Annotated in this window: 17 protein-coding genes; 6 read left to right on the top strand and 11 right to left on the bottom strand. The window is 38.7% G+C overall.

Annotated features, from left to right (window positions below):
- Window positions 1-121: 121 nt before the first annotated feature.
- The 3 genes from AC6CH1_RS13935 to AC6CH1_RS13925 all read right to left on the bottom strand — a co-directional run bounded on the left by AC6CH1_RS13935 (window position 122) and on the right by AC6CH1_RS13925 (window position 3,890).
- Entirely contained in the window at window positions 122-2,119 is a 1,998-nt protein-coding gene (locus tag AC6CH1_RS13935) for an ABC1 kinase family protein (RefSeq protein WP_498318064.1), read from the bottom strand.
- 13 nt (window positions 2,120-2,132) lie between these two features.
- On the bottom strand, window positions 2,133-2,570 hold the full coding sequence (locus tag AC6CH1_RS13930; RefSeq protein ID WP_498318062.1) for an SACOL1771 family peroxiredoxin: 438 nt from the start codon (window positions 2,568-2,570) through the stop codon (window positions 2,133-2,135).
- A gap of 105 nt (window positions 2,571-2,675) precedes the next feature.
- Window positions 2,676-3,890 carry a carboxylate--amine ligase gene (locus AC6CH1_RS13925; RefSeq protein WP_427712335.1) on the bottom strand — a complete coding sequence of 405 codons (1,215 nt, stop codon included), beginning with the start codon at window positions 3,888-3,890 and terminating at the stop codon, window positions 2,676-2,678.
- A gap of 176 nt (window positions 3,891-4,066) precedes the next feature.
- Here AC6CH1_RS13925 and AC6CH1_RS13920 point away from each other — a divergent pair, with 176 nt between their 5' ends.
- The gene (locus tag AC6CH1_RS13920; protein ID WP_498318060.1) at window positions 4,067-4,993 is read left to right on the top strand and encodes a DUF4003 family protein; all 927 of its coding nucleotides are present in this window, start codon (window positions 4,067-4,069) and stop codon (window positions 4,991-4,993) included.
- A gap of 53 nt (window positions 4,994-5,046) precedes the next feature.
- Here AC6CH1_RS13920 and sstT read toward each other — a convergent pair whose 3' ends face one another.
- A complete protein-coding gene (sstT, locus tag AC6CH1_RS13915) occupies window positions 5,047-6,258 on the bottom strand; it encodes a serine/threonine transporter SstT (RefSeq protein WP_498318058.1) in 1,212 nt (403 codons plus the stop codon).
- Between the two features lie 210 nt (window positions 6,259-6,468).
- The gene (locus tag AC6CH1_RS13910) at window positions 6,469-7,407 is read right to left on the bottom strand and encodes a bile acid:sodium symporter family protein (RefSeq protein ID WP_498318056.1); all 939 of its coding nucleotides are present in this window, start codon (window positions 7,405-7,407) and stop codon (window positions 6,469-6,471) included.
- A gap of 170 nt (window positions 7,408-7,577) precedes the next feature.
- Between AC6CH1_RS13910 and AC6CH1_RS13905 the strand changes: the two genes are divergently transcribed.
- The gene (locus AC6CH1_RS13905; protein WP_251690117.1) at window positions 7,578-7,787 is read left to right on the top strand and encodes a hypothetical protein; all 210 of its coding nucleotides are present in this window, start codon (window positions 7,578-7,580) and stop codon (window positions 7,785-7,787) included.
- Between the two features lie 34 nt (window positions 7,788-7,821).
- On the opposite strand, the gene AC6CH1_RS13900 is transcribed toward AC6CH1_RS13905, so the two are convergent.
- The 4 genes from AC6CH1_RS13900 to AC6CH1_RS13885 form a co-directional block, all read right to left on the bottom strand.
- A complete protein-coding gene (locus tag AC6CH1_RS13900) occupies window positions 7,822-7,980 on the bottom strand; it encodes a hypothetical protein (protein WP_339172928.1) in 159 nt (52 codons plus the stop codon).
- A 226-nt stretch (window positions 7,981-8,206) separates the two neighbouring features.
- Window positions 8,207-9,274 (bottom strand): hemolysin family protein, encoded by a 1,068-nt coding sequence (locus AC6CH1_RS13895; protein WP_498318054.1) that lies wholly within the window; start codon window positions 9,272-9,274, stop codon window positions 8,207-8,209.
- Between the two features lie 56 nt (window positions 9,275-9,330).
- Window positions 9,331-10,659, bottom strand: coding sequence for a hemolysin family protein (locus AC6CH1_RS13890; protein WP_251690120.1), 1,329 nt, complete (start codon window positions 10,657-10,659; stop codon window positions 9,331-9,333).
- Between the two features lie 276 nt (window positions 10,660-10,935).
- The gene (locus tag AC6CH1_RS13885; RefSeq protein ID WP_427712322.1) at window positions 10,936-11,406 is read right to left on the bottom strand and encodes a Fe-S oxidoreductase; all 471 of its coding nucleotides are present in this window, start codon (window positions 11,404-11,406) and stop codon (window positions 10,936-10,938) included.
- Window positions 11,407-11,675: 269 nt separating this feature from the next.
- Between AC6CH1_RS13885 and AC6CH1_RS13880 the strand changes: the two genes are divergently transcribed.
- The gene (locus AC6CH1_RS13880) at window positions 11,676-12,173 is read left to right on the top strand and encodes a hypothetical protein (protein WP_498318052.1); all 498 of its coding nucleotides are present in this window, start codon (window positions 11,676-11,678) and stop codon (window positions 12,171-12,173) included.
- Between the two features lie 279 nt (window positions 12,174-12,452).
- On the opposite strand, the gene AC6CH1_RS13875 is transcribed toward AC6CH1_RS13880, so the two are convergent.
- Window positions 12,453-12,857 carry a pyridoxamine 5'-phosphate oxidase family protein gene (locus AC6CH1_RS13875; RefSeq protein ID WP_498318051.1) on the bottom strand — a complete coding sequence of 135 codons (405 nt, stop codon included), beginning with the start codon at window positions 12,855-12,857 and terminating at the stop codon, window positions 12,453-12,455.
- Window positions 12,858-12,870: 13 nt separating this feature from the next.
- On the bottom strand, window positions 12,871-13,278 hold the full coding sequence (locus tag AC6CH1_RS13870) for a pyridoxamine 5'-phosphate oxidase family protein (protein WP_498318049.1): 408 nt from the start codon (window positions 13,276-13,278) through the stop codon (window positions 12,871-12,873).
- Between the two features lie 359 nt (window positions 13,279-13,637).
- On the opposite strand from AC6CH1_RS13870, the gene AC6CH1_RS13865 reads away from it, so the two are divergent.
- The 3 genes from AC6CH1_RS13865 (at window position 13,638) to AC6CH1_RS13855 (ending at window position 17,611) form a co-directional block, all read left to right on the top strand.
- Window positions 13,638-14,729 (top strand): extracellular solute-binding protein, encoded by a 1,092-nt coding sequence (locus tag AC6CH1_RS13865; RefSeq protein WP_251690125.1) that lies wholly within the window; start codon window positions 13,638-13,640, stop codon window positions 14,727-14,729.
- Window positions 14,730-14,803: 74 nt separating this feature from the next.
- A complete protein-coding gene (locus AC6CH1_RS13860; RefSeq protein WP_251690126.1) occupies window positions 14,804-15,874 on the top strand; it encodes an ABC transporter ATP-binding protein in 1,071 nt (356 codons plus the stop codon).
- 15 nt (window positions 15,875-15,889) lie between these two features.
- The gene (locus AC6CH1_RS13855) at window positions 15,890-17,611 is read left to right on the top strand and encodes an ABC transporter permease (RefSeq protein WP_251690127.1); all 1,722 of its coding nucleotides are present in this window, start codon (window positions 15,890-15,892) and stop codon (window positions 17,609-17,611) included.
- Window positions 17,612-17,648: the final 37 nt, after the last annotated feature.

Below are 17,648 nucleotides of genomic sequence, written 5' to 3'. Positions count from 1 at the left end.
TTTTATTTCTAAAAAGTTGTTTACCTGCTAATACATTAATCTTCTAGTGATTTAGTATTTTATTATAGTAAAGTGCTAAAGCGGAGAAGGATAAAAAAATAGAGATCCTGTAAAAGGACCTCTACTTTGTACGCTTCATATCTCGGATTGCTTGAATGGATAATCGCACGAGCAAAATCGCACATAAAAACAAACCTAAATAAGCAGCCGTATTTAAATAAATTGCATAAGCATTATGAATAAATTGCGAGATTGCCAGTAATGCAACCGATATAATTCCAAATGTAATTCCGACCATCAGTAAAACAAACCGTGAAAACAGCTGTGTTATAAACATGGAATTCGCTTTATCTGAGAAAATATCGTGATGCAAGATGATTTTCCCGCTCTCCACTTTTCTGAACAACTGATCAAGCCGGCGCGGTATTTTCCGTAAATTCGGCAACATCAGTGCCAGTTCTTCTTCGATTAAGTCTTTCGTCTCTACCGGATGTTTGAACGGTTTCAGGAAGCTTGATTTCAAATAATCATTGGAGAAGTCTTTTACTTCACTGAAAATCCTAAATCCCGGGCAAATAATAGACAATGTACCGTCCAATGTTACAATCGCACGTAATGCGACGTTGACGGAAGGATAGAAATGGAGGCCAAACTCACGCACAACAGAGAAAATGGAGTACATTAGCTCATCAGTCGGGATCGTCGACACATAGTTGATTTTCAGCAGAATCTGGCTAATCGCCTGCTCCATTTCATGCCGATTGATCTGCTCGGCATTTTCTACAAGCTGGGCAATCCCATCAACAACAAGTGCTGCATCGTTTTGATGAATTCCGACAAGGAAGTACTTTAACCCTTCCTGCTGCAATTCAGCTAAACGGCCGACAGCCCCATAATCGAGAATCGCGACACGTCCGGTTGTTTCCTCAATATAAATATTCCCAGGGTGCGGATCAGCATGGAAAATTCCAGAAATAAGCGTTTGCTCTAAAAACGAATACAATAATGTTTTTGCAAACTGATGACGGTCAGCGCCCAAATCTGTAAATAGTTCATTAGCTACTGTAACGGACTTCCCTTTTATATATTCCATCACCACAACATTGGAATTACTGCACTCCCGGTATACTTTCGGCACTTTTACATCGATACTGCCACGTTCTACAATTTTGGCAACTTGCTCCATATTGCGGGCCTCGATATTAAAATCAATTTCTTCCTTCAATGCCATGCTAAAGCCTTTCGCCAGATCGTAAAAGCCTAAATTTTCAGCCCACTGTGATTTGCTGGTAATCCATCTGGCAAACTCCATTAAAATCGATAAATCATCCTGCATTATATTTTTCACGTCAGGCCGTAAAAACTTCACAACGACAGGTTCGTCTGTTTCCTTTAACACCGCTTTGTGTACTTGACCGATCGAAGCGGAAGCTAACGGTGTCTTACTTATATAGGAGAAGATTTGATTCGTTCCCGCATTAAAGTTTTCAGCAATTATTTGGTCAACTTGATGTTCGGAAAGCGGTTTTACATGTTGCTGAAGCTTTTCAAGTTCATCAATAAAAATCGGAGACAAGAGCTCTTTACGTGTTGACAGCACTTGTCCAAATTTAATAAATACCCCGCCGCACTGCTCAAGTGTATCCCGTAATGCCTTTGCCAGTTCACGTTCATCTTCGCGTGCACGGGCATATTTCATCGTTCGTGTGACTCCGTTCGTTACAGCAATCCCCACCACTTCACGCAATCGTTTTTGACGCTTCCAATACGTAATGAGTGTTTTAAAATAGGAACGTCTGCCGACAGGTGTGCCGTTTTCATTCAATTCTATCGAATCAAACAGCTCGAAGAACAGATAAAGCAGCATCGAAATCAGAAGCATACTGCCGAGCCAGATAATTGTTGTTATGTTGACAACATTTGAAACGATTCCTTGGTCATAATAGTCCGATCCACGCAAATATGTATACCAAAAAACAAAGGTCGTTAATGAAACACTAATTAGCACGGATAATATTCTTTTCATGAGACTTATTTGTGAGCCGATTAAACGACCGCTAATAAAGAATATAAGCGCGGATGCAATGAGCAGTTGAATTATAGCTGAAATAAAATCCATTCAAATCGCCCCTTTAGGTCAAAGTTAAATGTGTATGCACTTCTACATTCCCTTTTAACGCTTTACTAATCATACAAGTTTCCTCTGCCTTATATGCATAGCGCTCCGCTATACGACGGGTACGTTCATCTTCTTTGTTCTGCAGATCAATAACGACATAATGGTGGATCGCTTTGTAAGTAAAAACTCCATTTGTCACATCAACAAGCCCTTCTGACTTCAAATTCAGCTTTGCGTCAATTTGGCTTCGCTCAAGCATTGCCGCCAATGTAATTAAATAACAGGTTGCCGCAGCACCTAGCAGCATTTCATCCGGATTTGTACCAATACCAGGACCATCCATTTCCGGCGGAATCGAAATTTGTGTCTGCAATCGTTCGGTTTTCAAGTCCCCAACCGCATTTCGTCCCCCTGGCCAGTCAATCGTTAACGTAAATGTATGTACCGTCATAAATATCACTCTTTTCAATTTTCTTTAACTATAACATTTTGGTATAAGATTTTCAGATAATGAAAACAGCCGACTAACAGAAAGTTCCTGTTAATCGGCTGATGTTTACCAAACGTTTTGTTTATATTTTTTATAGTAGTTGACCTGACGGATAAACATGTAGATTTTGCGTTTCAAATGCTTGTCCTGTTTATAGAACAACGGATTTACAAGTTTCTTTTCCTTGATCAGACGTCGAATATCCTTTTTCACCGTTTCATCGTAAACGAATTTTTTCAAAACAATTTTCGGAACGACTGAAAACAGGACATCTCCTTTTAAATACGAGCAAGGCTTCGGAATATCGTGAATCAGATCTTCAACAAAATTGCGCGCCAAATTATGACCCATAGCGTTAATATAATAACTTGAACGACCTTGACGGATATTTACTTCGAACACTTTAAACTTCCCGTCACGTTCATCGTATTTCAAATCAAAGTTACCGTAGCCGCGATAGCCGACCGCTTCCAAAAAGCCGCGCAGTTTCGTCATCACTTCTTCGTTGTAGCGAGTTATTAGCGCTGTGTAATTGCCGATCGCCGTTTTCGTATGTTCCTGAAGGACAACTTGTGCAAACGATACAAGCTGTGTTTCCCCTTTTGAATTGACATAGACAACCGAATCCCACATTGCTGTGTCATCACCGGGAATATAATCCTGAATAATGAGTTCTTCCTGGTAACCGCTATTTTTAATCATATCGATTACATTTTGAACTTCTTCTTTGCTTTCCACTTTGAATACTTTCGCCTGGCCTGTAAATGGATGACGGCTGTATTCAATCCCGTTACTTGGTTTAATAATAACCGGATACATCATGTCGGTTTCAAATGCACCATCTGTTTTGCAATCATAAAATACAGTCGTTGGAATATCGATGCCGTATTGTTCGCACAGCTTATAGAAATTGGATTTAATCTGCAAGTCATTCATTAAATTCTCATCGATATAGTTGAACACGAAATAATCTCTTAAGATCGCTCGGTTTTCAATAATTAAACGGACGTATAAATCATTTGTGCCGATTAAAATCAGTTTTTCCGCTTCATTTTCATATTTCTTCGCTACGCTAATTAATATTTTGGCAAACTGGTCCGGTTCACCAAGTTTTTTGTCATACTCAATTGCACGTGGAATATTGCTTAAGTTCGTAAAAGGCAAAACACCTTTTCCTACTAGAATCGGACGGATTTTATATTCTTCATGGAAAGAAATCGCCATGTTATATGCATTAATATCAGTACCGACGATAATCGGTAAAAATGGTTGTCGAGTCATTACTATACTTCCTCTCAATCTGTTCAGCGGTCTTTATATTTGATTTATCACTTATTTATCATACAATACTCTATCGATTTATGCTGTATTTTGTAAACGGTTTTTATTATTTCCCGAACATTTTAATGAAACTTCTCCTCGATTAAAACGTACGTATTAAGTAAGAGGTGATCGGGATGAATGCTCAATTACAATTATTTTTTACAAACATTGATAAAATCGTTTTATATTTTGGGGCTGATGCAAAATATTTTTATATTGACCTTGCATTAAAGCTGACTGTCCGCAATATCGTATTCAACTATGAAGATTATGAAAAAGTCCGTCAGCAAATCAAAAACAATACAAAATGGTATAACTTTGCTCGAGTTAATACTCAAATCATTAATACATACTTTGTTCATTATGCAAAGGAACCTGAAAAAGTCGGTGATGCTTTAAATCTCCACAAATCTCTTACAAAGCAGTTTACCCGCCATGAGGACAGCTATATTGCGGCTGCCTATTTAAAATCGGAAGAACATATCGAGCGAATCAATCTGTTAATTAAAGATTTAATGAACAAACAAAGCGTAAAATATGCACCGTTAAAACTCTCCACTAACGCGATGCTAGCCGGACGGGCGGAAGACACAAAAGTACTGGCAAACAGTGTGGAGCAGTATTATCAGGCACTTGTGTCAATCGGATTTGAACGTACTAAGGACACGACAAATACAGCTGTCATTTTAACAATCGGAACAGGGGATTTTCATCACGAAACCTTTGCCCGGTTAAAAGAGCTGGCGACATATATTAAAAAGACAGAAATAACACTTACAACGCACCGTTACAATACGATTGCCCTGCTCTCACTCGCCAAGTTTGAAGTTCACCAGTTCCCGGCACTCCATGATATGCATGAAGAAATATGCCGCTTTTTAAAGTTAGATCGGATGCATTTTAACTCTCTGCTTGTAGCAACCCAAATATACACATCGACTGAAGCAATCGGTGACTTATCCTCATACGATGTAGGCTTCTCCACAATTATTTTCTCTGCTGCAGAGCATTCAAATACAGGACGTTATGATAGTGACATTACTGCCGGCGGTGCTGATTGAATAATAAAAAAACTGTGCTGAACCGGATTCGATTCCGTTCAGCACAGTTTTTATTAATTTTGTTTACGTTCTTTCGCATATTCAGCTGCTGCTGTAAAAACGATATCTGTCGAAGAATTCAATGCTGTTTCACAAGAATCCTGAATTACACCGATGATGAAACCAATAGCCACGACTTGCATTGCAATATCGTCTGAAATCCCGAATAAGCTACACGCTAAAGGAATCAATAACAGCGAGCCACCTGCAACACCTGATGCACCTGCAGCTGATACTGCAGCCAACACCATTAAAATCACCGCAGTAAGAAAATCAACTTCAACTCCCACAGTATGAGCAGTTGCCATCGTCAGAACGGAAATCGTAATCGCTGCCCCGCCCATATTAATATTGGCACCAAGTGGAATTGAAACAGCATATGTATCCTTATCCAACTTCAATTTTTCCGCCAACGCCATATTTACCGGGATATTCGCCGCAGAACTGCGTGTGAAGAATGCTGTAATTCCACTTTCTTTAATTGATGTAAAGATAAGCGGATATGGATTTCTGCGTGCTACCGCAAAGACAATAAGCGGATTGACAACAAGTGCCACAAAGAACATTGTTCCTACTAGAATTAGGATTAATCGCAGATACTCACCCAAAGCAGAGATACCAGTTGTAGAAACCGTCTCGAATACAATCCCTAAAATACCGAATGGTGCTAAGCTAATGATCCACTGCACTACTTTTGTAATGGCATCCGACAAGTTGCCAATAACGCCTTTAGTCGTATCATTGGAAGCCTTTAGAGCAACTCCTAAAACAACAGCCCAAGCTAAAATACCAAGATAATTTGCATTCATAATGGCACTTACCGGGTTAGTCACAATATTGAATAATAATGTTTCAAACACTTCAAAAATTCCACTTGGCGGCGTCAAATCTTCCGCACCGGTTTTTAATGTTAAAGTTGTCGGGAAAATATAGCTGACCATAACGGCCACAAATCCTGCCGCTAATGTCGCAACCCCGTATAAAGAAAGAATCATCTTCATATTTGTTGCTTTGCCGCTAACATGTGAAGCAATCGCATTAATAACAAGCACAAATACTAAAACTGGAGCAACTGCTTTTAAAGCTGAAACGAATAGAGTCCCTAGAATGGTAATACCACTTACCGTGTCAGGAATCGTTAGTGCTAAAATAACGCCAATAATTATACCAACAATAATACGGTTTACTAAGTTAATGCTGTTCCATTTTTCGAACAATCTTTTCATAATTTCCCCCGCTATTCTAAGATGTTACATTGCTTCTGGATGTTTGAGACGAGTAAGTGAATGGGTTCATTGCACCACAATATTTCTCCGGCTGAAGCTTCATTTTTATATAACTCTTTAAAATTAAATAATTTACTATAGACCAATAATACAATGTGCGACTAAATAACACAACTGTATTTTTCCACAGTACACTATTAACGAATGTCTTTACTCTATTTGCGAATTTTTTTGGATAATTTTATAAAATATTGAAGCTAATACTTGCTGGAATAACATCCCGAAAACGACCGGCATTGCTACTTTTGACGGGAAATATGTTGTAGCGATAACGACCCCTACCGCAATATTCCTCATTCCCCCATTAAAGACAAATGTCGCCTGATCGGCCTCTGATTTCCAAAATAGACGGCCTAATAAAAGAGAAAATGCATACCCCGAAACTGCTAAAAAGAGAACTACAGCAATTACTTTCGCGAGCTCCCAATCTATCGTTTTTACATAGGGGGCAATCGCACTACTATTAATCATAATAATTGCGAACAAACAGAGCTTCGAGATTAAAGACATTGGTTTACCATATTGTTCGAACAGCTTTCCTTTTGTCCATTCATTGACGAGGATACCTAATATCGAAGGTAAAACAATCATCCAAATGAGATCAAAAATAAGCGCTGGCGTATTTAGCGAAATAGACTCTCCAACAACTAAATGCAAGATTAACGGCATAAGAAGCGGAGCAAGCAATGTATCAATCAAAATGATGGCGAGTGATAAAGGCAAGTTTCCTTTACTGATCGTCACCCAAATGACGCTCGTAACTCCGGTTGGCACGGCAACGGAAATGAGAAAACCGATTGTTAATAGGCGGTCATCGAATATGAGCTCCGCCAGAATGAATGCCCATAAAGGCATGAGTATATGTAGAAATGCAATCATCGATAAAATCGTTTTAGGGTATTGTTTAAACACTTTTATATCGCGAAATTTCAGATTCAAACTGCTAATGAAAGTCATGACCGCAAATAATATCGGAACTAGAAAAAGAAAATGTGTCCCGATTTTTTCGAGCAGAACACCGATGACTAAACTGAGCGGTGTTAATACCGGCATCCACCTTTGAATAAATTGGTTGAGCGATTGAACCATGTACTGCGCCTCATTTCTTGAATTAGTATTCCTTACCGAATTGTAACATAAGCGGAATGCATCCGGACGAGAATGGATATCATCTTTCTATTAGGTAATGGAACCATTTAAATAGATAAGTCAGCCAACTTTATGTTATTTTTATGATATGTATTTAAGGAGGGTTTGCAGTGTCATTATCTAAAAAAGGCTATCTTGTGTTATTTGTCGGGATGCTTTTATTAATCATTTCCATCTTTTTCACAACTAATTGGAGCATTACAGCATGGCTAGTATTATTTATCGTCAGTCTTCTATTCTGTACAGTCGGAATCATTATGTTAATCCTACATTTAGTTAAACAAATAAAGTTAGAAAAGCAGAACAAACAAAACAAATGAAAAAATGAGCAACCTTATTATTGGTTGCTCATTGTTATTTTTCTTCCTTTACAGACAGGATGTTAACGGCTTCTTCATATTGAATACGTACTGTTTTTCTGGCACGTACTGACGATCTTGCTTTTACTTGAACTTGCTTTTTTTCGCCATTATGCTCAATTTCTACTAAAAAGCATTTTGCCCCACATTGCATATTCTTCAACTCCTTATTCCTTCAATTATAACGACAATTGTCCTTATAATCTATTTGAGCGGCTTTCGTTAATATAGCAAAAAAGCCGCAAATAATGGATGATACAACCATCATTTACGACCTTTTTTATCCCGCATTAACGAAAGTAAAAATCCCCGTTAATGCCTGATTGGTTCAACTAACAATCTGTGGGGCTGAAAAATACCCCACGGATTGGAATTTCACTTTAAGTTGAGGGAACAATAATTTCCCCATCATCTTCATCTTCAATTTCTCCCACAATTTCGGACAGGATATCTTCCATCGTAACAAGACCGATTGTGATGCCTTTTTCGTCCGTTACAATTGCCATATGGTTGCGCGATTGCTGCATTTTTAAAAACACATCTTTTATCGCCACCGTTTCTTTATAGCGAGGAATCTCACGAATGTACGTAATGAAAGAATTCGTACGTCCTGCAGCAATATCTGTCAGCATTTCCTTAGTGTTAATGAAACCGATAAAGGCTGCAGTATTTTTAGTACGATCAATGACCGGGTAACGCGTAAATTCGTATTCATCAATTACGTTAAGAATTTGCTGTAATGTAAATGTTTTTTCGATTGTAATCATTTCACTGCGCGGAATCATTACTTCTCGTAACTTTCGCGAATCAAAAGCGAAAATATTTTCTAAATAGGCAAGCTCCGTCTGGTTGATCTCTCCGCCTTCATAACTTTGCGTCACAATCAGTTTAAGCTCTTCTTCCGAGTAAACTGTATCGTGTCCAGCAGGTTTGACACCAAAAATTTTTAGCAGTCCACGAGCAGAACCATTTAATACGGAAATAATCGGTCCTGTAATTTTCCCGAACCAATAAAGTGGCGGTGCTAATAAAAGCGTCATTTTTTCAGCATATTGGATGGCCAATGTTTTTGGCATCAACTCGCCAAGTACTACGTGTAAAAAAGTAACAACTGATAACGCAATTACATAAGAAAGGGCTGTTGCAACTGCCGCAGGAATGCTGAAATAGTCAAAAACAGGCTCAAGCATTTTTTCTACGGTTGGTTCACCGAGTGCACCAAGAATTAATGCTGTAATCGTAATCCCAAGCTGACAGGCCGATAAATAGTAATCCAAATCCTTTGTCACCTTTTTTGCAGTGATGGCTTTTTTATTACCCTCTGCGATAAGCTGATCGATTCGTGACATTCGCACTTTTAAAATCGAGAATTCTGCCCCAACGAAAAAGGCTGTTAACAAAATAAATACCGCAATTAAAATTAAATTTATTATTATAATACTGTCCAATTAATTCCCCCGAAATATGAGGGATTCACCTCCAAGACATATAAAGTATCGATCATTTACTGCTGAAGTTTATATTGTCTTAATACAACTTCTTTAATTTGATAATTGTCCATATCTGAAATGACCCAAATATGGTCGTCGAATTTTATTTCATCACCGATTTGAAGCTCTTCTCCGTTTTTGATTGAGTCGATATTTGTGTGCTGAATCCAGCCGCCAATTGTATCAATCTCTTCACTGTCCTCAAACTCAAATCCGAAGCGATCTTCCAGTTCATCAAGCAGTACACGGCCATTAATCGTATACTCGTTTTCTCCTGACTTGCGAATATCATCTACTTCATCCTCGTCAAATTCGTCTCGAATTTCTCCAACCAACTCTTCCAAAACGTCTTCCATTGTTAAGACACCGGCAGTACCGCCATATTCATCGATAATAACCGTCATATGCACTTTCGCCTTTTGCATTTTTAACAGTGCATCTTGAATACTCGTCACGCCTAAAACAAACGGGACTTTCGTTAAAAACTGCTCGAGCTGTACCGTGCGATTTGAAACGATATAGCTAAGAAGCTTATTAGCATTGACGACACCAATAATGCGGTCTTTATCATTATTTTCAACAATCGGATAACGTGTATAGTTATGTTCATCTAAAATTTGGATAATCTCTTCTGCGCTCATATCTTTGTCGATTGTAACTAAGTCTGTTCGCGGCACCATAATATCTTTTGCAACACGTTCATCAAAAGCAAATACATTTTCTAAATATTTCAGTTCTTGCTGGTCTATTTGGCCGCCTTGGAAACTTTGAGCCATAATAATTTTCAGTTCCTCTTCCGAATAGGCCTGCTCTTCACTTGCTGATTTAACACCGATTGCGCGTAATAATAAACGCGATGTTCCATTCAATGCCTGGATAAACGGATACATAATTTTACCGAACCAATAAAGCGGTCCTGCAAGCATTAATGTCACTTTCTCGGAAAACTGAATCGCTAAAGTTTTTGGCGCCATTTCCCCAATTACTACGTGCAAATAACTTACAATAGCAAGTGCAATTACATAAGAAGCAGCCGAAGCTACTACATCAGAAACATTTAACCAGTCAAATACCGGGTGCAGCAGTTCTTTTACATACGGCTTTGTAAACGCACCTAAACCGATTGCTGTAATTGTAATTCCAAGCTGACAGGCAGATAAATAATAATCAAGATCCCCTGCTACCTTTTTTGCAATGACTGCTTTTTTATTGCCTTCTGAAATCAATTGATCAATACGGGATTTACGGATTTTTACGACAGCGAATTCTGCTGCTACGAAAAATGCGGTTAAGCCTAAAAAGATAATTAATAAAATGATGTTTAATATGGTGTTTACGTCCAATTACTTCCCTCAGCGTGAGGGATTCACCTCCAAAAATAATTTAATAAAAATTGGTCTTTCTCTTATGTACCCAACTATCTTATTGAACATGCTAACAATGATGGTGAAGTTACTAATTCATTTAAGAGAATTCTTCCCTCCAAAACCATCACGTTATAGTTTAAGAAAATTATATAGTTTTTATTTTCAAATCACAATTAATTGTGCCCCCAAAATATAAAATTACAAAAAAAGCTTTCAACTTTGAATAATCAAAGCTGAAAACTTTTAATAAATTTATTCTACATCGACTGAAGATTTTATAATTTTCCCGTTATATAATTGAACTTTTTCATAATCATCTTTCTCTACTTGGAGAACGAATGTATGAGGCATACCTTCGTCTTCACATTTTTGTCCGACATTGTCGATCAATTGAACAGCCAAGTAATTATCATGTTTGTAAACATTATCGACTGAAGTACCACAGCTGCCAGAATAAGTGACAATAAATACTGCCATATATTTATCCATATCAATTGTGAAATTGTCTACATCAAAGCGACCTTGAAGTGATTCAAATTGTCCTTGTGTATTTGCATAGGCAATATGCGGAACGAGCGATTCATAAATCGGCGCAATTTTTTCATCATACTTAATAATTTCAAATGGTACTGCCTGTTTCTCGGTAAATGTAACTTTTGTACTTTCTCCATTACTACAACCTGCCAACAACAATAGGATTATAGCAAACAAATATTTTTTCATTATAAATTCCCTTCTCTTTCTTATCTTCATAGTGAATTTTAGTCCAGTTACACACATTTTTCAAATCTTCTATACTTATTTAAGTAATTATCCTTTCATTAACAATTTCCCCTAATTCATTATGAAATAAAACATCCTAATGGAAATTACATCTTTGGGCGTAAATTATGATCATTACGGTATTTCATCTATTAATAGGCGAATTCCTATTGGCGTTTACCCGCATCTACATACATTACAAAGAATACTTAAGAAAGAAGGTATGCTTGTTGTATCAAAATCCGTTTGAACGCTTTGATGAGAGCCCTGAAGGACAACCATTTCAACAACAGTTTTTCCCTGCACCACCAGGACAAGGCCCGGGGGGGTTCCCTGGAGGCCCAGGTGGTTTCCCTGGACCTGGACCGGGATTCCCGGGAGGTGGTCCTGGAGGTTTCCCAGGCGGTGGTCCTGGTGGCTTCCCTGGAAGTCCTGGAGGCGGTCCGGGTGGGGGCCCTGGAGGCAATACTCAAATGCCAGCCGGACCGCCCCCTAGCTTTACTCCACAAATGCAACAACTATCCGCTAGCCAGTCACAGCAAGGTTCCAGTGGTATAAGACGTTGTATTTTCCGTAATACGTTTATTTGGCAACGAAACGGAAACACTTTCTGGTTCTTCCCGACGTTTGTTACGCAAAATATCATTTTAGGCTTTAGATGGAGTCGTTTCGGCTGGGTATACAGTTCTGTTAACCGAAATTCAATTCTAACTTTCCAATGTTTCTAATTTAATTACAAAAGCTCTTATGCGGTAGTATTCATTACTACGCCATAAGAGCTTTTATTTATTGTTGTCTGCTTTTTTTACAGTGTGACTTTTATGTAATTTTTTCATAGCAAAGAATCCAGGACAAACTATTTCTGTTGCTTTCATCGTTCCCCAATTCTGCTCACGGTTAATAAAATAGCAAAAAAATTAACTTGAATGCTAATTTTTATTCTTAACAACAGAAAAAGCAATGACAGCGATATGCCATTGCTTTACTAAACTGATTAAATTAAGACGTTACAGTTTCAGCTCCTGGGGTTCACCATCATTCATTAATTTGATTGTAATCGGATCAAATTGAAGCGTAACCATATCTCCGTCTTCTGAAGTAAATACATCTTTAAAGAAGTTTGTGATTTTCAATTTTAATGAATCATCCTTTACTTCGCTTAGTTTTGCTGTAATTTCTAAATACGGGGCATTCAGATTTTCTTTTGTATAGCCCAGTAAAATATGAGTGTAAGGATTTTCATTTAAATCGTACACTTTCTGAGAGTCCTCAGTTGTTGTCGCATAGAGCGTGAAATCTTCATTTGTAAATGTCATGTAACGAACATAAGGGTGATGTCCGTTTAATGTAGCCATTGTCCCGATTTTATGGTCTTTAATAATTGAAAGTACTTTTTCTTTTAATGTTTCCATTACACTGCCTCCCTTAGTATAGTTGAATCTCTTCCTGGTTTTTTCCGTTTTTATTCATAATTCTCATTCGTGTCGGCGTAACTTGAATTAGCACAAAGTTTCCGTCCGCATGCTCCGGATATTTTTCAAGCAGCTGCTGCTTCACAGCATCGTTCAATGTTGTCGCTGCATTGCCTTCAATTTCTAAAAACGTTTCAAGTAAACCATCGCTTTCATAGCCTAATAAAATATGGGTACCTCCATATTCCGTAATTTCGCGTACTACATCCGAATCTTCCAGCGCTACCGTATACAATTTTGACTGTACGTAGTCAAATGTCATATAGCGCGAATTCGGCACACCATTATTATTTGTGGCCATAACGCCAATACTGTTTTCATTTAAAATTTGCAATGCAATTTCTTTATTACTTTTACTCATATTTTCACTCCTCCGGTAAATTAAGTTCCATTATTCGTGAGATGAGAAGCACGTCCAACCGTATATAATTCCAAATTAATGGGAGAAACCGCTGTTGTGCTGATGCTTTTATAATTCCCTTAATAAATTTAAATAAAACAATTTTCTTCATATTTAACTTGACTTAAGACCCTCTCCCCCTTCCCCATTCCAGAAATTTCTGCGCAAAAATTTATTTTTTTCAAGTCAGCAACTGTAAAAAATTAAAAGTTATAGGGATATTTGTTTGAATATTAAAAAAATTGTAGATAAAATGAAATTGGAATAGATATCCTTTTATTCTGCATGACAAAGAAAACTATATGTAAGGAGGACATTGGATGAAAAGATTTACTTGGCTTTCTCTTATTCTCACAACTCTTTTATTAGTTTTGGCTGCGTGTAGCGACGCCGAAGAGACGACAAATGAGTCAACGCAAGGCGATAGCGGCACGACAGAAGGTACAACAGAAGAAAATGCTTCCGGCAAGCTCGTCATTTACACAGGGCGTGACGAAAACATGGTACAGGGTGTTATCGAAAAATTTAACGAGCGTTACCCGGATATCGAAGTGGAATATATGACAATGGGTGCACAGCAGATTTTAGAGCGTGTCCGTGGCGAAAAAGCCAACCCACAAGGCGATTTTTGGTGGGGCGGTACACAGTCAGCGATGATGGTTGCTGCAAATGAAGATTTACTTTTACAGTGGGATCCTTCATTTATCGATTCTATTGACCCTCTTCATAAAGATGAACAAAATCGTTGGGTCGGTGAAATGCTGTTACCTGAAGTGATTATGATTAACAGTGAGGTAATGTCACCAGAAGAAGGACCACAGGATTGGGACGAATTACTTGATCCGAAGTGGAAAGATGAAATTTTAATTCGAGGTGTTCTTGCTTCAGGAACGATGCGCACAATTTATTCTTCCATGATTTTCCGCCAAGGTGCTGATGATCCGTCAAAAGGCTATGATTGGCTGATGCAACTGGATGCGAACACGAAAGAATATACACAAGATCCTAACGCATTGTATTTAAAACTGGCTCGCCAGGAAGGTTCAATTTCGTTATGGAACTTACAGGATATTTTACTGAAAAAACATACAACGGATTACACGTTTGACTTTATTTATCCGGAAAGTGGCGCACCGATTTTAGTCGATGCAGTCGGTATTGTAAACAATGCTAAAAACGAAGAGAACGCGAAGTTATTTATGGAATTCCTGTTCGACCAAGAGACAATGGTTGAACTTTCAAAAGAGTATTACCAAATTCCAACACGTACGGATATTGCGGCGGATGCAATGCCGGACTGGTATAAAGAGTTGGATTTAAAACCATTGGATATTGATTGGCAAGTAATGGCCGATAAAGAAGCGGAATGGATGGAACATTGGGATACAAATATTAAAGGAAAAGGCAAATAGCAGTTATATGACTGACCTCTGAATTAAGAGGTCTTTCTTTTCCTAATTTGTCGGTGTGAAGGGAGTTGGATTGGATGAAAGCTGTTCATATTAACGACGTTTCAAAAAAATTCGGTGATGTCGTAAGCGTCAAAGATTTAGAGCTGGATATAAAATCGGGTGAATTTTTCACATTTTTAGGTCCGAGTGGCTGTGGTAAAACAACAACATTACGGATGATCGCCGGATTTTACTACCCCTCTCAAGGAAAGATCTACTTTGACAATCAGGATGTCACAACATTGCAGCCTAATAAACGTAATATCGGAATGGTGTTTCAAAACTATGCACTCTTCCCGCATATGACAGTCAATGAAAATATTGCATTCGGTCTTGAAATCCGGAAATATGATAAAAAAACGATTAAAGAAAAGGTTGACCGGATACGCGAGCTCGTTCATTTAGGACCATATGGCTCACGCAAAATTAATGAATTATCAGGTGGACAGCAACAGCGTGTTGCTTTGGCACGCGCTCTTGTCATTGAACCTGATATCTTGCTGCTGGATGAGCCATTATCCAATTTGGATGCAAAGTTACGTGAGGAAACGCGTATTGAAATTAAACGGATTCAGTCAGAGCTGGGCGTGACGACAATTTACGTTACCCATGACCAGACTGAAGCAATGGCAATGTCAGATCGGATTATGGTAATGGAGCATGGTGTCGTCAAACAAATTGGTACGCCTCAGGAAATTTATCACCGTCCAAACAACCGCTTTGTCGCTACTTTTATAGGAGAGACAAACTTGCTTACGATGAAAGTAAAATCGATTGAAGACAATATTATTACTGTAACAAATGACAAAGGACTTGAATTGCAAGGCCTGACAGAAAACTTGGCAGCGGGGCTTCAAGTATCAATTGGGGACGAAATTTATGTATCCGTCCGACCTGAAGCATTTGAAAGCGGTCCTGGTGAAAACTCCGTTACAGGGATCGTCGAGCTGATTGAATTTACCGGACTCAGCGTAAATTACTTTATGAAATGGAATGATACAACGTTAAAAGCAATGATTATTAGTCGGGGTACTGCAATACTGCAAGCTGGCGATATGATTGAATTACATATCCCTAAACAAAATATTTATTTCCTAGGAGAATAAGAGAGGGGGCACACAATGAGCAAAAAATCCGTTGACACATACGAAGCGAGTTGGTGGTCTCGTCTTACACAATCACGCTATTTTGTCTATATCCTTATCTCCCCGCTGTTTTTAATATTGTTTGCCTATGTGATTTATCCATTTTACTCGACATTTATTCAGAGCTTTGCTGGCGACAATCAGCTGGCAAACTATCAGAAGTTTTTTAGTTTAGAAAGCACAGCCAATTTAGAGGCTCTCTGGAACAGCTTTTATATATCAATCATTAGTGTCATATGCTGTGCTGTTGTCGGAGTTATGATGGCCTTTTTACTGGAACGCTATGATTTCCCGGGGCGCCGTCTGCTCTCTATTTTAGTACTTGTCCCGATGGCATTACCTCCTTTAGTCGGGGTTTTATCTTTTACATTTTTATATGGTGAAAGTGGCATATTCCCTCGCTTATTTCAGCAGATGTTTCAATTGGAAGATGTTCCGTTTGCATTAAAAGGGATTTGGGGTGTCATTGTGGTTCATACGTTCACGATGTATACGTACTTCTATTTGACTGCTTCTGCTGCGATTAAAGGGCTTGACCCTTCTTTGGAAGAAGCCGCAACAAGTCTTGGGGCAAGCCGGATACGGGTTTGGCGGAAGATTATTCTGCCGATGCTTACCCCATCTTTAATCGCATCTTCCCTGCTCGTTTTCATGGTGTCGATGGCATCCTATACCGCGCCACTCATGTTCGGGGTTGAACGTACAATGACGATGCAAATTTATTTATCGCGGACAAACGGCAATTTGGATATGGCGGCAACTCAGTCAACCATTTTATCGTTCGTTTCCATCACCTTTTTACTTATTATGCGCTGGTATCAAAACCGACGTAACTATCAAAATTTAAGTAAAGGCGTAAGTGTTCACCGGTCGGAAGTGAGCTCGAAGCCTTTGAAATATTTAGCGGTTGCCTTGTCCTTCATTGGAACATTAATTTTGATCCTGCCGATTTTAGTGCTGATCTTAATATCATTTTCAAAAGACGGTGCCTGGACAATTCAGATTTTGCCGACCGAATATACACTCGACCATTACAAAGCGCTATTTACTGATGAGCGGACATGGCGACCAATTTGGAACTCGCTGCAAATGGGCTTCATCGCAACAGTCGGCAATATTATATTCGGTGTTGCTGCTGCTTATGCGATGGTCAGACTTAGTTTCAAAGGGAAAACAGCACTCGATATTTTAATTACGATTCCTTGGGCATTGCCGGGGACGGTTGTAGCTGTTAACTTAATCGCTGCGTTCTCTACGGAAAGTGCGTTTACATTCAATCAAGTATTGATCGGTTCATTCTGGATTTTACCGCTTGCGTATTTTATCCGGCATTTACCACTTGTCTTTAGGTCAACATCCGCTTCCCTTATGCAACTGGATCAGTCCGTAGAGGAGGCTTCGCGAAGTTTAGGGGCATCGTGGTGGTATACATTCAGAAGAATTGTCATTCCGCTTACTTTGTCTGGTGTTCTTGCCGGTACATTGCTCGCATTTGTCCAAAGTATTGGGGAGTTCGTCGCATCGATTTTGATTTATAATACGTCGACGATTCCATTGTCGGTTGCAATTTTCCAAAAGCTGTATGCCTTCAAGTTCGGTACAGCATGCGCATACGGTGTGCTGCAGATTATTTTAATCCTCATTGTTCTGATCATTTCAGAACGCTTATCAAAAGGCTCTGCAGGAAGCGCTATATAACGTAAAAAAGTAAAAGCAGAAAAAATGCTTTTACTTT

Source organism: Solibacillus sp. GQ1, from assembly GCF_059758555.1.
Note: the sequence above shows the minus strand (reverse complement) of the source record. Positions and strands in the feature narration are given on the sequence as shown.

Excerpts from the sequence above, each read along its gene's own strand:
- AC6CH1_RS13935 (WP_498318064.1), bottom strand. The coding sequence starts at position 2,119 with ATGGATTTTATTTCAGCTATAATTCAACTGCTCATTGCATCCGCGCTT.
- AC6CH1_RS13930 (WP_498318062.1), bottom strand. The coding sequence starts at position 2,570 with ATGACGGTACATACATTTACGTTAACGATTGACTGGCCAGGGGGACGA.
- AC6CH1_RS13925 (WP_427712335.1), bottom strand. The coding sequence starts at position 3,890 with ATGACTCGACAACCATTTTTACCGATTATCGTCGGTACTGATATTAAT.
- AC6CH1_RS13920 (WP_498318060.1), top strand. The coding sequence starts at position 4,067 with ATGAATGCTCAATTACAATTATTTTTTACAAACATTGATAAAATCGTT.
- sstT (WP_498318058.1), bottom strand. The coding sequence starts at position 6,258 with ATGAAAAGATTGTTCGAAAAATGGAACAGCATTAACTTAGTAAACCGT.
- AC6CH1_RS13910 (WP_498318056.1), bottom strand. The coding sequence starts at position 7,407 with ATGGTTCAATCGCTCAACCAATTTATTCAAAGGTGGATGCCGGTATTA.
- AC6CH1_RS13900 (WP_339172928.1), bottom strand. The coding sequence starts at position 7,980 with ATGCAATGTGGGGCAAAATGCTTTTTAGTAGAAATTGAGCATAATGGC.
- AC6CH1_RS13885 (WP_427712322.1), bottom strand. The coding sequence starts at position 11,406 with ATGAAAAAATATTTGTTTGCTATAATCCTATTGTTGTTGGCAGGTTGT.
- AC6CH1_RS13875 (WP_498318051.1), bottom strand. The coding sequence starts at position 12,857 with ATGGAAACATTAAAAGAAAAAGTACTTTCAATTATTAAAGACCATAAA.
- AC6CH1_RS13870 (WP_498318049.1), bottom strand. The coding sequence starts at position 13,278 with ATGAGTAAAAGTAATAAAGAAATTGCATTGCAAATTTTAAATGAAAAC.
- AC6CH1_RS13865 (WP_251690125.1), top strand. The coding sequence starts at position 13,638 with ATGAAAAGATTTACTTGGCTTTCTCTTATTCTCACAACTCTTTTATTA.
- AC6CH1_RS13860 (WP_251690126.1), top strand. The coding sequence starts at position 14,804 with ATGAAAGCTGTTCATATTAACGACGTTTCAAAAAAATTCGGTGATGTC.
- AC6CH1_RS13855 (WP_251690127.1), top strand. The coding sequence starts at position 15,890 with ATGAGCAAAAAATCCGTTGACACATACGAAGCGAGTTGGTGGTCTCGT.